We start from the raw sequence: 13,762 nt of genomic DNA, 5'->3' as shown, positions 1-13,762 counted from the left end.
ACATGTTTAGCTTACTCACAAAATAAAACAGCTTGGGATTAAAAATTATAATCCCAAGCTGTTTTTGCACAATTTTACTAAAATTACTGAACACAAAATTTTATAATGCTCATGTATGAAGTATCTAGCTTTTTTGTGATAAAGCTGTTTGTCTATCTATATTTTTATTTTCCTAAATAAGATTTTAACATCCAATTATGTTTGTCAATATTTGTTTGCATACCGATAAACATATCTTCTGTTACATCATCTTCAGCTTTAGAAGCTACTTCAATCGCTTCTCCTAATTGTTTAGAAATATTATCAAAATCTACTGATAATGCTTCAACCATTTGTTCAGCTGTATAGCCTTTGCCAGCTTCATCTATAATTGATAACTCTAAACTTTCTTTCAATGTTCCTACTGGATTACCGCCTACTGCTAAAATACGTTCTGCTAAATCATCTATATATTGACTTGCTTCATCATATAATTCTTCAAATTTTGTGTGTAGTGAGAAGAAATTTGGCCCTTTTACATACCAATGAAAATTGTGTAATTTGGTGAATGCAACTGTCCAGTTTGCTACTTGCTGATTTAATACTTTTACAACTTCTTCATTATTTTTTGACATATCAAAAATCTCTCCTTTTAATTGTTGTCCTAATTAAGCGACAATCGATTTTCTATTACAATAATTATTATATTATAATAATTATAATCTGTAAAGTGATTCCCTCTTCTAAATTATAATTATTATAATTTAGAATGTAGCTTAATTATCTACTTACATTATACCCTGAATCATACGCTTTAATCTAGTTCTTTTCTGTATGGCATTGCACCTTGAGCGCCTAATCCTGTAACTGAAAAACTAGCAGCTAAATTGGCAAAATTAACCGCTTCTTCTAATGACCTATTTTCAATTAGTGCAACTGCTAATGCCCCATTAAATGTATCTCCGGCGCCTGTAGTATCAACTACTTGTTTTTTATACCCTTTTACAAGTTGTTGAGAATCACTGTAAAACAATGCCCCCGAAGCGCCTTTAGTTACAATTAATTTTTCAGGATACATCATTAAAGCTTTATCAACCTTATTTTCAAATAATAATTCACTTTCTGATTCATTTGGTGTCAACCAATTAACTTTTTCAATTATTTCTTTGTCTAATGCACGAAATGGTGCAGGATTTAACATTACTCTCATTTCATGTTTTTGTGCAAAGTCCACTACTTCTTTTATGGTCTCTGCCGGTATTTCATGTTGCATTACAATAATATCGCCAGCTTCAAAAAATTCAAGTTTTGGAATTACTTTATCTGGCGTTACATAATTATTTGCTGCCGGCACTACAATAATACGATTATCATCATCAAATAACGTTATATGGGCAGTTCCAGACGCTTCATTTTCAATAACATCCATATACGCTGTATTTACATTGTTGTTGTTAAGATTTGAAAGTATTTGCTGGCCATTATCATCATCGCCTACAGCTCCAATCATATAAACATGATTGCTTAAACGCGCAGCCGCAACAGCTTGGTTAGCACCTTTACCTCCAGGATTTGTAAAAAATGATTCTCCCATTACAGTTTCTCCTACTTTAGGTAAAATATCTGTTTTCACCACTAAATCGATTGATGCGCTACCAATCACAATTATGTTCCCCATATTCTTTTCCTCCATCTATTCAATCAATCAATAAAAAATGATCGTTCATAATCATTAGGTTTGTGCCAATGTGTTTTCCACATTCTATTTCTATTATCTGCAAAAAGTTGATAACCAAAATCTCTCAGAAATTTAGGCGTTAAATATAATAATAAACCAATCCATTTATAATTTGTTAAGGATGAAATCAGTGATGCTATTGCATCCGACTTATATTTAAATTGATCTCCTTCTTGCAAAATAACACTATCGTGTTGCTGTGTTTCAGGATAATTGGCAAACATATTTTGAGCTGTAGCACCTTGAAGTTTTGCAAATTGGTAACGACTAGACAACCCATTTTGTATAAGCCAAATTGCGTAATTATAACAGTATACACAATTACCATCGTAATAAATTATTGGCATACGTTCATCTCCTTTTTATGATTAGTTATCATAAAATATAAATTATTTATTCACAGTTATATTATATCCTAAAATGATAAAAATAAATCATGATATGAATTATCTTATTATGTATCACTAAATATTACATTTATATACAAAAAAGGATGAGACAGAAATCTAATTTTATTAAAAAGATTTCGTCGTCCCACTCCGGCAAGGATGACCAGCATTGAAAATGTATAAAATGATAACCTGAGCTGAAGTTCAGTCATCTTCTGACAATATATAAGCGTCTGGGGCACATCAATGATGCCCCAGACGCTTTTTCGTAATTTTAATCTTGATTAACCTTAACAATTCTTGTGTACTTTAAAAATTGTTCAGTATATTTTTGCTTTATATCATTTATGCTATCGTACGTGATACCAACGATATGCCAATTCGGATTAAAATGATAAAATGAGTCTTTTTTTCTGGACCACTTCACCATGCTACCGTCCCTATTATATCTTGGCAGTGTCATTTCATAACCTTCTAAAACGTTAATATATGTTTGAAAAATGTCTGGGTCTATACGATTAAAATTATCTATGACTAGATAACTTTTATCATTTCTTGGCATAAGATTAGTAATGAAGCCCTCTCTATAATACAAAGCACCAGCCTCATTTGGTAAATACTTACCATAAAGCATGTCTTCTGTAAAATCTGGATGACCTGCTGTAATTACTGGATTAGCATTCGTCTTTTGTAACAAGTTTTCTGCAGCTTTTAAACCTTCACCTTTATCAACTACTAACAGAATAAATGGTTTTATATCCTCATCATCTGTTTTATCGATAACACCTTGACTTTTAACCGCTTCAAATTGAGATTTCATGCCATCATTTTCGCTCATTTCAAGAATTGCATCAAACTGTGTGCGTGACATGCTCGCAATAGCTTGTTTTGCATTTTCTTGTAAATAATATAAATTTTTCAATTTGGGGTGTTTATTTAAAGTACTCAATGTTACAGGTTCGATTTCTTTTTCAAAATAAACTTCTATCGCAGTACTGTTTGTGCGACCAGGGATTGGAGATTTTTCATGTAAATGTTGACTTACTTCACCTACACCAATCACTGATTGTTCTCTATATTTATTATAAAAAACGAGTTGATCACCAATTTCAAGCTGTTTATAAAAATGGTATCCATTTCGTTTAATGCCATTATATGTGTGTGTAAACAAGGTATTATAAGAATTGGGTTCGAATTCTTGTTCCTCTGATATAAAGAAATATCTAGGTATTTTCGTTTCGCCTTTACCTAAACTCACGATTAAGTCAAATTCATCTTTTGTAATTTGATTAAACAATGTTTCTTTCATATTAGTAATTCGAAATTCTAATTGTTCACTTCTTTTTAAGTAATCAGCAGTTAATGGTTTCAATTGTTCTAATAACTGAAAATGCACGCGAATTTTATTTTGTGCACCTGTTTGTACACTAGTGATTTCACCAAATCCTAGTAAACCAGTATCCATCTGTACTTGATAAAATACAACTTTATCTCCTACTTTAGCTTGTTTAAAAGATCGGAAACCTTGTGACGGATTAAATTGTGCACCTGATTCAAATAATGTTGTTTGACCCACTAATGGTTCGTTATGATTCCAGCGATTATATCCGCAATTCAACCAAAAATAACTTGTTTCCTCTGCCATTTAGATACTCCTTATCTCATATAAAAAATTCTATTTTCTCATTATATTTAAAAATCAGTTCTCAAACAATGATTATAATAAATTAATCAATTTCATTGATATTAAACTTGTTATTATTACTACTATCCAAGTCACTAAACCTAATAAAATCGGCTTTGCACCAGCCTGTTTAAACTGTTTGAAATCTACATTTAATCCTATACCTGCCATTGCCATCGTTATTAAGAATAATGATATTTGTTGGAATATATGAATAACTGTAGGTGAAAAATTAAAAATTGTACTAATCAGTGAAGCTACAACAAACCAAACAATAAACCATGGAAATATTTGTTTAACCGATGTGCCTGTTTGTTTTGATTTTTCTTTAAGTATCGTTCTATATGTAAAAAATAATACTACTGGAATAATCATTAATGTACGTGTCAGTTTTACGATAGCACCAGTTTCTAAAGCCTTACTTCCGTAATTAGATGTGGCAGCAATAACACTAGATGTATCGTTAATTGCCGTACCCCCAAAATAGCCAAAAGCAGTTTGGCCCATGTTCATTAAATGACCAAGTGGTGGGAATATAAAAACTGCTATTAAATTGAATAAAAATATAGTTGAAATTGCGAAAGCTACTTCATTTTCTTTAGCTTTGATGACTGGGCTTGTAGCAGCAATTGCAGAGCCACCACAGATAGAAGTACCGACACCAATCAAAATACTAAGATTTTCATTAATTTTAAATATTTTCATCAATATAAACACGATTATAAATGCTGCTAATAAAGTTATGATTATAATTGGTAAAGATTTCCAACCAATTGAACCAATAGATTGAAAACTCAATGTAAAACCAAGAACAATAATACTATAATGCAATATTTTTTTACTACTAAATTGGATACCGGCACGATATTTTTTTGGGATTTCAATAAAATTATTTAAAAGAATACCTATAACAATTGCAAATATTGCACTTCCTATTATTGGAAATTTACTTCCCATAATCGTTGCAATAAGTGCAATAATAAATGTCATCAGTATACCTCGAGATTTCGACATTTAGCCCACCTCCAATTTAAATTCTATTTTACCATAAATAATTTATCGCTAAAGAATATTTTATAATCTTTTAATTATAATCACTAATATCCATTCCGTTAAAAATAAATTTGATTTAGTTAATGACGCAAATGATTTTTTACATATAAAAAAAGTACCTTTTACTTCAAAAGTAAAGATACTAAATTTATTGACTATTGAACCATCGTCAATGCACCCAAAATTGGCATTAAATTAATGAGTACACCACCAAGTTTTAATAATCCATTTATTTCTTTGTTAGGTATCGTAATTAATGCAGCAATGATACCAATTGCACCAATGATAACTGGTAAGAAAAATGAAGGAAAAATAGGTATTTTTAAAAATATTCCCGCACCAGCTAATAAACCGCAAATTAATGATACATATAAATACTTATACATTTTGAAACACTCCGTTTTTTTATCTATAAATAACTTATAATTAATTCATAATTCCCTTCAAAAATTGTATCTAAATCGTCTGAAGTTAGTATGAAATTTTGACCTTGTGTTACATCATAAATGTCACCATCAACAATGACTTGTCCAGAACCTTTTAATACGGAAACTAAAACAAATTCTCTAGGTTTCATATAATTTAATGTACCAGATATTTCCCACTTAACCATTGTAAAAAAATCATTTGAAACAAGTTGGATACGTTTATGATTTTCAACAATTTCGGTGTCTGTTGCTATATTAATATTTTCTTGAGTAACTTCGATGACTTCTTTCGCTTTTGCTTGATTCAATCCTCTGGGATCATGTGCTGCCTCTTCTCTATCAAAATCATAAACTCTATATGTGACATCAGAAGATTGCATTGTTTCATACACAAGTACACCAGCCCCTATAGAATGAATCGTGCCTGCTGGTATAAAATAAAATTCACCTGGTTTGACTTTAACTTTATTAAATAAATTTTCATAGTCTGTTTCATCGATTTGATCAACTGCAGTATCTTTACAATCTACGTTCACACCATATATGATTTCTGCGCCCTCTTCAGCATCTATAATATACCAACATTCTGACTTACCATATTGTCCGTTTTCGTTTTCATAAGCGTAGGCGTCATCAGGATGCACATGAATCGATAATGATTCCTTAGCATCTACAATTTTTGTCATTAACGGAAACTCTTGACTCGGAAAATCACCAAACAATTCCCGATGATTTTTCCATACCATATCTAATGTTTGTACTTTGTATGGTCCATTCAACACTTCACATCTTCCATTTGGGTGTGCTGAAATCCCCCATGCTTCTCCAATATTTTCAGCGGGCAAATCATAACCGAGTGATTTCAACTTTGTGCCACCCCAAATTTTCTCATGTAATACTGGTTTTAAAAATAATGGCATTCACCACACCTCCAAACTTAGTTTTTATATTGTTTAATCTGATATATACAATTTAGAAAAAGATAAAATTATACTATTTATATTACATTTTAAAATTAATTTTACAGAACTATTGAAATTGTATCACATATCTTAATGCTTTATAAACTGTCACTTCAACGTTTGGTCATATTCAAATCATTAATTATTATATCAATACGTTTAATAGACGTATAGTTAAATTAATGCTACCCCATTCCATTCAACTAAATTTGACAATAAAATTATTCAATTGTCATAAATTTTTTAAAATAAAGACTTGCCTTCGCAACATTTTTAACATTATAATGACACTAGAGTCTTCAAAGGACTCATATTCTTTTACATATAAGGTAATAAATTATGATTATTTTGACCAGATGATCACTGTTCAAAATATAAAATTTGCAAAAAAGCCCAAACTATTGTAGTTTGGGCTTTTTATTCCTTGAAATTTAATTATATGTGCATATACTTTAAGAACTTGGAAAGCATTAAACTAAATTTGAAGATTATAAGTATCTTACGTTCTAAAATCTATTTTTTTTGAAGTTAGCTAAAATTGTTTCTTTAACTTCTAATAAATGTGTCTCCATGGCTTTAACAGCTTCTACATCATCTTTGTTAGCAATTGCATTATAAATGACTACATGTTCCTCTAATAATTTATTCATTGTTTTTTGTTTACTATAAATAAATATTTTTCTTGTTTCTTTCATAGAATCTTGCATAAGTTCAGATATATTATTAAGTAATTCAACTAACAAAGAATTGTTACCAGCTTTTGCGATTAATAGATGAAATTCTAAATCAGCTCTTTCTCCTGATGTACCATCTGTTATTGCTTCCCCCATTCGATTCAAAGCCTTTTCCAAATCAACTAAGTTCTCTTCTGTACGGTGACATGCAGCCATTTTGACGGTTGCACTTTCAACAATCTCTCGTAACTCTAATAATTCTTTTATCTGAACTAACGAATTAAATTTATCTCCTAATTCAAAAAAAGTCGGTTCAATTTGCTTTACAAATGTTCCATAACCTTGTTTTATTTCCAATACACCTATCGTTCTTAATGCATTTAAAGCTTCTCTTACCGAAGCCACACTCACACCATATTCTTTACTGAGTTTTTGTATAGATGGTATTTTATCTCCAACTTGATAATTTCCAGATTTGATGCTTTCCAATAAAGTATCTGCAACTTGTTCATAAATTTTAGTGTTTGAAATCTTCATAGTTACCTCCAAACGATATCTATTATTGTATCAAATTTTCATCATAAAATTTATTAAAATAATAGATATTTCAATTAAAAATGGACCAAATTACATTAATTTGTAAATTGGCCCACATTTGTAACTATCGATTATTTATTTTTAAAGCTATCTAAAGCTTGTGATATTTCTACATCTCCACTAATAATTTGGAATTCAGTATTTAAATAGTCGTCACTTGTGACAACTTCATTGAGGACTGAAGCAACATCTTCTCGTGGAATTGAACCTCTGCCTTCAAAAAAGGCACCTACTTCAATTTTGTTTGTACCATCATCATTTAATAAAGCACCTGGATGTACAATCGTATAAGGTACTGATGCTTGTTTTAAGTATTCATCAGCATAATGTTTGGCAATTGTATATGGTTTCAAATCTCCACTTGCGTCAAATGCTTCTCTTCTAGAATCATATGTTGACACCATCACAAATTGTTTCGCATTATTTACCTCACTTGCTTTAATAGCTTTAACAGCACCATCTAAGTCTACAATAATTGTTTTATCGGCACCTGTACTACCTCCTGAACCAACGGAAAATACTACACGGTCAAAGCCTTTAAATTTTTCAGTTAAAGTTTGAACATCATCTGACTCAACATCAATTAAAGTTGCTTTGATATTCTGTTCTTTCAGTTGTTCAACTTGTGATTCTTTTCTAACTCCAGCGGTAAAATCTACCTCTTTTTCTTTTAACTGTTCTATTAAGTGATGACCAACGCCACCATTTGCGCCAATAACTAAAATACTCATATTGGTACCTCCTTATCGAGTTCATATTAAAAGTCTACCACTTTTATAAGAATTTAAAACAAATATGCATTTTCAATTGACATATTAGCACAATAACATTAATATATGAATATATATTAATATCTTCATATGATAGGAGGGTTAAATTTATGAATACGCCAATAAATACCGAAACTTTAGAGCATGTAACTGATATTTTCAAAGCGTTAAGTGAGAGGAATCGTATACGCATCATGCATTTATTATCACAAAATTCTAGCAGTGTAGGTCATATTGCGCATACTTTAAATATGGGGCAATCTAATGTGTCGCATCAGTTACGCATATTAAAACAAGCCCACCTAATCAAATCTAACCGCGAAGGCCAATCAATGATATATTCAATTGATGATACACATGTGACTGATTTATTGAAACAAGCAATTCATCATGCAAATCATAAACTATAATGAAAGGTGTGAACTTATATGTCACAACATCACGAACACAATCACACACACAACCATACACATGGTCATGTACACACCAATAATAAAAAAATCTTACTTATTAGCTTTTTAATTATTGGTATATTTATGATAGTTGAAATCATCGGAGGTTTTTTAGCACATAGCTTAGCATTATTATCAGATGGTTTACACATGTTTAGCGATTCTGTTTCATTAGGTGTAGCATTATTAGCTTTTATTTATTCTGAAAAACATGCTACTCAATCTAAGACTTTTGGCTACAAACGCTTCGAAATATTAGCAGCATTATTTAATGGTGTGACATTATTTGTTATCGGCATTTTTATCATCATAGAAGCAATCGATCGTTTCTTTAATCCAATAGCGGTAAAATCTACAGAAATGTTTATCATCAGTGTAATTGGCCTCATTGTTAATATCGTTGTTGCTTCTTTTATGTTTAAAGGTGGAGATACAGATCATAATATAAACATGCGTGGCGCTTTTCTCCATGTAATTGGAGACTTATTAGGTTCTGTCGGAGCAATTGTAGCAGCTATTCTTATTTGGTCATTTAATTGGACTATTGCAGACCCAATTGCAAGCATTATCGTCTCCCTACTTATTATTAAAAGTAGTTGGGGCATAACGAAATCATCTATTAATATTTTGATGGAAGGTACACCAAGTGATGTCGATATGGATGAAATCATTAACGCTATTACAAGTGAAGTGCAAATAAAAAATGTACACGATTGTCATATATGGACTATTTCTAATGAAATAAATGCTTTAAGTTGCCATGCAGTAGTACCTAATGACATGACAATCGAAGAAGGCGAACAACTTTTAAACCAACTTGAACATCGCTTAACACATTTAAATATTCAACATATGACGATACAATTTGAAACAGAATATCATAATCATGACAGCAATACCTTATGTTCAGCAATTTATACAGAAAAATAACGTGAGTTAAAAAAGTAAAAAGTGACTAGATTTTAAAGCTTGAAACAAGCAGTATCATTCAATCTAGTCACTTTTATGATTTTAATCACTATTAAAATATATAACAAATCCGAAACATTTTACACATTATAAAAACTTATCAAATATCAGTTCTTTAGCTGGCACTTGTTTTTCTTTAAAACCTCTTATAAATTCTTCATTATCATAAGGAACTTTAACTCGTTCAAATGAAAATTCATTTTCTTCGATAGTAACAATACCATATACCGCGTATGCGCCGTTATTTAATCCAACAGAACCAGGATTAAAATAAACCTTAGATTTATCATCAAACAAATGAACTGTATGATTATGACCGAAAATAATTAAATCAGCCTCTTTATCTTCAAAAAGTGATTTTATATTTTCTTCAGTAGGTTCAACAATAGGACTAAATGGCTGGCCATCAATCGGCGTATTCAATTTATCGTTTGGAATTTCGTAATGGATGAACATGACTTTTTTATGATTCATTGTTTTTTCAATAACACGAGGTAAAGCATTTAATTTATCGTAATAATCTTCGTCTAAGTGACTTTCAATCCATTGGTGGTGTTCATAAAATTTATCTTTTAAGTCTTCAGGATAAGGCGTATCGTTAACAATTGACATCACCGCTTCATCATGATTACCTGCAATAATTTCCATATCATCTCTTTCGAATATTTCATCAAGAACTTTATTTGTTTCATGGCCTACACCAATATTATCGCCTAAGTTATATATTTTATTTATATCTTTTCTTCTATCAATATCATCCAATACTGTATCTAACGCATCAAAATTGCCATGTACATCAGTAAGAATTGCAAATTTCATGATGATATCTCCTTTCAACATTTTCTCATTTGGTCATTTTAACATTTTATAGCCATTTTGTTACCTATTAATTTTAAAATCTCTAATTTTTTGATAGCATATGCTTATCACTAAAAAGGAGTGCTTAAAATTTGTTTAAATTTCATAAACTAGCATTACAAAATGCAAAACCGCAAAATGCTAAAATTTTACTATTCACAATTGTAAGTTTTATCATATTGTTTGCTTTGACTGTACTAACTTTTATACCAGTTCAACCAGCAATATATAAATTTTTAATGTCAATGGCAATGCAACAACCTATTGGAAGTTCATTAATTACATTGATACTAGCAATATTAATTCCATTAGTGGTTTTTATATTTGCAGGATATCAACTTATTGCTGGAACTATATACACTATAGACAATGCAATTAATAAAGACAAGGTTAAATTCAAAGATTTATTTTCAATATTTAAAAAGGGTAAATATGCTAAATCATTAAAATTATCTTTAATCACATTATTAAGTATTATTATTATATTATTACTTAATCTTTTAATAAGTAAGCTATTGCAATTAGGAATTGTACAATTATTCACTGCATTACAAGGACCGTTAAGCAGTTCTGATCATGCACTTGGATTGTCATTAACATTCCAAATTATTGCAGCTACTTTACAAGTATTTATATTGTCATTTGTCTATTGGTTCTTTACAATCCTAATCATCAACTTTACACTAGCCTTTGTTAAAGAACCTAATAGAGGTGCTTGGTCTTCTGTAAAACGTGGCTTTAAAGCTATTAAAAACGGAAATAAAACTTGGTTTAAATTTTATCTAGGTATATTACTATTAAATTTACCTGTTATAATCTTAGCAAATCCGGTGAGTCAGTTAGTTTCAATTAGTACCGGTGGTATTTCACAAACATTAGCTATGACTATTATCTATATTGTGTCAGTAATTGTTATAATAATTAGATTGATTGTTTATTACACAAACTTATTAGCAATTATTCAATACTACAATAAAAATGGCGAGAACATTGATAAATCAGAAGTCAAAAAATCAAAAGCTTCTAAGCAATCTGATCAAACATCTAAAGTAACTAATAGTGTTAATCACACAACTGAGAAAGCTACTGATGAAGTTAATCACACAACTGAGAAAGCTACTGATGAAGTTAACCACACAACTGAGAAATCTACTGATAAAGTTAATCAAAATACCGATCAGTTTACAGATAACACAAAAGAAAAAACTACAGACATCAAAGATCAAATGAATAATAAAGATAAATAATATATTGGAATATAAATTGCAAAAGGACTAATCCGCAATAAGTGGATTAGTCCTTTTTAAATTGTAATTATGATACTACTTAATTTTTTATGCTTATACTCAAACGATTTTCTTATCGTTACAGAATGTAATTAGTAAATTTTCAGTATCAAAAAAGACACTTCATCTCATTTAATAACCATTATTAACCGAGAGAAGTGTCTTTTTAATCAATTCATCTATGCATACAGATTATAATAAATGCTTTTTCAAGTATAATGCAGCACCATTTTCTTCATTTGTGAATGAAGTGACATCATCTGCTAAAGCTTGAATTTCTGGTCGAGCATTCTTCATCGCCACAGTATAATTGCCAAACGCAAACATCGCTCTGTCGTTATCACTGTCACCAATGACTAACGTTTCTTCTTGTTTAATGCCAAAGTAGTCTATCATTTCTTTAATTCCAGTTCCCTTATCAATGCCAAAAGCCATTGTTTCTGCGTTAAAGCGCGATGAATTAGATACACTGATTTGAAGTGTCGTTTGGTCATCGATTAACTGGTTTCGAAATTGAGTAATCTTATCATAATCTGGCGAAAATAAATAAATTTTTGAAAATGACGTGTCAGGGATACTTGTTTTCCAACTTACTTTTTCAACGATAGATTCTCTTCTGGATGTCCATTCACTGTATCCTACGTTTTCAGGTGGTGTTGATTGTTTAAACATTGCTTCTGCCCACGCTTGATCTTCATTAAGAATAATTCGATTACCGTCAAAAGGAAAAACTTCATAATAAATTGCTTGTGCTTTTGCTCTTTTCACAATTTCATTTACCGTATCAAATGTTAAACTATGTTTAAAAATAGTTTCATTGTGAACGACACCATTAGTACCGTTAGAACTAATAATACCATCCACTTTAAAATTTTCTGGTACAAGGTAATGAATCTCATCATGTGCTCTACCAGTAGCTAAAAATACTTTATAACCATGATTTCTTAATGTTTGAATAATCTCTGTCGTTTCTTTATCTACACGATTATCTTTATGTAAAATTGTACCATCCATATCTAAAAATATTGCTTTAACATTTTTCATGTAATTAAAATCCTCCATCATATGTTATCATATTAAATTATGGCACTTTATCTATGTTTCTGCAATGTCTCCATCTTTTAAAAACAATGTGTATCGCCCATTGTTACATGCTATGTTGACATTTCTTTTAAAGAAATCGCTCAATGTTGTACTATTAAGAATTTCAGATATTTGACCTTGTTTAAAAGGTTGCCCATTTTTCAATAAAAACCCATAATCAATATCTTGTGTAATTTCTTCTACAAAATGCGTTACATAAATCACTGCTAATTTAGGATTTTGCTTATACAATTGTGTCAGCGCACTTAATAAATCTTCTCTTGCAATAAAATCTAAACCTGAAGCTGGTTCATCTAAAATTAAAAGTTTAGGGTTCCCCATCAACGCTCTTGCTATCAACACTTTTTGACGTTCTCCAGTAGAAAGATAACCATAATATTGATTTTCAAATTGAGCGATTCCCATTTGTTTTAAATATTGTTTAGCCAAATCTATGTATTGTTGTTGTACATCTTGAAACAGACCGATTGACTTAAATATCCCACTAATTACAACATCTATAACAATTTCACCATCCTGAAATCGATCCATTAAACTACTAGATACAAATCCAATTTGTTGGCGTACATTTTCAGCAGAATACCCTTTTTTACCAGGCTCCATACCAAATAAAGTCATTTCACCAGATGTGTTTGGCTCATATGCATTTAAAATATTTAATAGTGTAGTCTTACCTGCGCCATTTAAACCATAAAGCATCCATTTTTCTCCCTCATTGATTTGCCAACTCACTCCTTGAACAATTTCTTTTCCATCTTTTCTTCTTGCTATATTGTTCAAATCAATTAGCATATATATATCCCCCTTTTTAAAATTGTC

At 30.4% G+C, this 13,762-nt stretch carries 15 protein-coding genes; 3 read left to right on the top strand and 12 right to left on the bottom strand.

Going from position 1 to position 13,762, the window contains the following annotated elements; all coding sequences use genetic code 11:
* Nucleotides 1-164: 164 nt before the first annotated feature.
* The 9 genes from KA824_RS02395 to KA824_RS02355 all read right to left on the bottom strand — a co-directional run bounded on the left by KA824_RS02395 (nucleotide 165) and on the right by KA824_RS02355 (nucleotide 8,235).
* Nucleotides 165-614, bottom strand: coding sequence for a Dps family protein (locus tag KA824_RS02395; protein WP_107384769.1), 450 nt, complete (start codon nucleotides 612-614; stop codon nucleotides 165-167).
* Nucleotides 615-793: 179 nt separating this feature from the next.
* On the bottom strand, nucleotides 794-1,657 hold the full coding sequence (rbsK, locus tag KA824_RS02390) for a ribokinase (protein ID WP_107384770.1): 864 nt from the start codon (nucleotides 1,655-1,657) through the stop codon (nucleotides 794-796).
* Nucleotides 1,658-1,680: 23 nt separating this feature from the next.
* The gene (locus tag KA824_RS02385) at nucleotides 1,681-2,064 is read right to left on the bottom strand and encodes a thiol-disulfide oxidoreductase DCC family protein (protein WP_107384771.1); all 384 of its coding nucleotides are present in this window, start codon (nucleotides 2,062-2,064) and stop codon (nucleotides 1,681-1,683) included.
* Nucleotides 2,065-2,380: 316 nt separating this feature from the next.
* A complete protein-coding gene (locus KA824_RS02380; RefSeq protein ID WP_107385353.1) occupies nucleotides 2,381-3,751 on the bottom strand; it encodes an EVE domain-containing protein in 1,371 nt (456 codons plus the stop codon).
* A 72-nt stretch (nucleotides 3,752-3,823) separates the two neighbouring features.
* On the bottom strand, nucleotides 3,824-4,804 hold the full coding sequence (locus tag KA824_RS02375) for a YeiH family protein (RefSeq protein WP_107385905.1): 981 nt from the start codon (nucleotides 4,802-4,804) through the stop codon (nucleotides 3,824-3,826).
* A gap of 194 nt (nucleotides 4,805-4,998) precedes the next feature.
* On the bottom strand, nucleotides 4,999-5,229 hold the full coding sequence (locus KA824_RS02370; RefSeq protein WP_019467689.1) for a hypothetical protein: 231 nt from the start codon (nucleotides 5,227-5,229) through the stop codon (nucleotides 4,999-5,001).
* Between the two features lie 23 nt (nucleotides 5,230-5,252).
* Nucleotides 5,253-6,191, bottom strand: coding sequence for a type I phosphomannose isomerase catalytic subunit (locus KA824_RS02365; RefSeq protein ID WP_181187766.1), 939 nt, complete (start codon nucleotides 6,189-6,191; stop codon nucleotides 5,253-5,255).
* 548 nt (nucleotides 6,192-6,739) lie between these two features.
* A complete protein-coding gene (locus KA824_RS02360) occupies nucleotides 6,740-7,444 on the bottom strand; it encodes a FadR/GntR family transcriptional regulator (protein WP_181187767.1) in 705 nt (234 codons plus the stop codon).
* A 131-nt stretch (nucleotides 7,445-7,575) separates the two neighbouring features.
* Nucleotides 7,576-8,235 (bottom strand): SDR family oxidoreductase, encoded by a 660-nt coding sequence (locus tag KA824_RS02355; RefSeq protein ID WP_107384889.1) that lies wholly within the window; start codon nucleotides 8,233-8,235, stop codon nucleotides 7,576-7,578.
* Between the two features lie 149 nt (nucleotides 8,236-8,384).
* Between KA824_RS02355 and KA824_RS02350 the strand changes: the two genes are divergently transcribed.
* Both KA824_RS02350 and czrB read left to right on the top strand, forming a co-directional pair.
* Entirely contained in the window at nucleotides 8,385-8,684 is a 300-nt protein-coding gene (locus KA824_RS02350; RefSeq protein WP_107384890.1) for an ArsR/SmtB family transcription factor, read from the top strand.
* Nucleotides 8,685-8,702: 18 nt separating this feature from the next.
* Entirely contained in the window at nucleotides 8,703-9,656 is a 954-nt protein-coding gene (gene czrB, locus KA824_RS02345) for a CDF family zinc efflux transporter CzrB (protein ID WP_107384891.1), read from the top strand.
* 126 nt (nucleotides 9,657-9,782) lie between these two features.
* Here czrB and KA824_RS02340 read toward each other — a convergent pair whose 3' ends face one another.
* Nucleotides 9,783-10,514, bottom strand: coding sequence for a metallophosphoesterase family protein (locus KA824_RS02340; RefSeq protein ID WP_107384892.1), 732 nt, complete (start codon nucleotides 10,512-10,514; stop codon nucleotides 9,783-9,785).
* Between the two features lie 131 nt (nucleotides 10,515-10,645).
* Between KA824_RS02340 and KA824_RS02335 the strand changes: the two genes are divergently transcribed.
* On the top strand, nucleotides 10,646-11,800 hold the full coding sequence (locus KA824_RS02335; protein ID WP_107385907.1) for a hypothetical protein: 1,155 nt from the start codon (nucleotides 10,646-10,648) through the stop codon (nucleotides 11,798-11,800).
* A gap of 231 nt (nucleotides 11,801-12,031) precedes the next feature.
* Here the strand turns inward: KA824_RS02335 and KA824_RS02330 are convergent, their stop codons facing one another.
* Together KA824_RS02330 and KA824_RS02325 are read right to left on the bottom strand one after the other, a co-directional pair.
* The gene (locus tag KA824_RS02330; RefSeq protein ID WP_107384894.1) at nucleotides 12,032-12,883 is read right to left on the bottom strand and encodes an HAD family hydrolase; all 852 of its coding nucleotides are present in this window, start codon (nucleotides 12,881-12,883) and stop codon (nucleotides 12,032-12,034) included.
* A gap of 51 nt (nucleotides 12,884-12,934) precedes the next feature.
* Nucleotides 12,935-13,735 carry an ABC transporter ATP-binding protein gene (locus KA824_RS02325; RefSeq protein WP_107384895.1) on the bottom strand — a complete coding sequence of 267 codons (801 nt, stop codon included), beginning with the start codon at nucleotides 13,733-13,735 and terminating at the stop codon, nucleotides 12,935-12,937.
* Nucleotides 13,736-13,762: the final 27 nt, after the last annotated feature.

It is taken from the genome of Staphylococcus sp. GDY8P198P (assembly GCF_017891615.1).
In the GTDB taxonomy this organism is placed as follows: domain Bacteria; phylum Bacillota; class Bacilli; order Staphylococcales; family Staphylococcaceae; genus Staphylococcus; species Staphylococcus cohnii.
The sequence above is the reverse complement of the archived record's forward strand: the minus strand, read 5'-3'. Positions and strand labels throughout refer to the sequence as shown.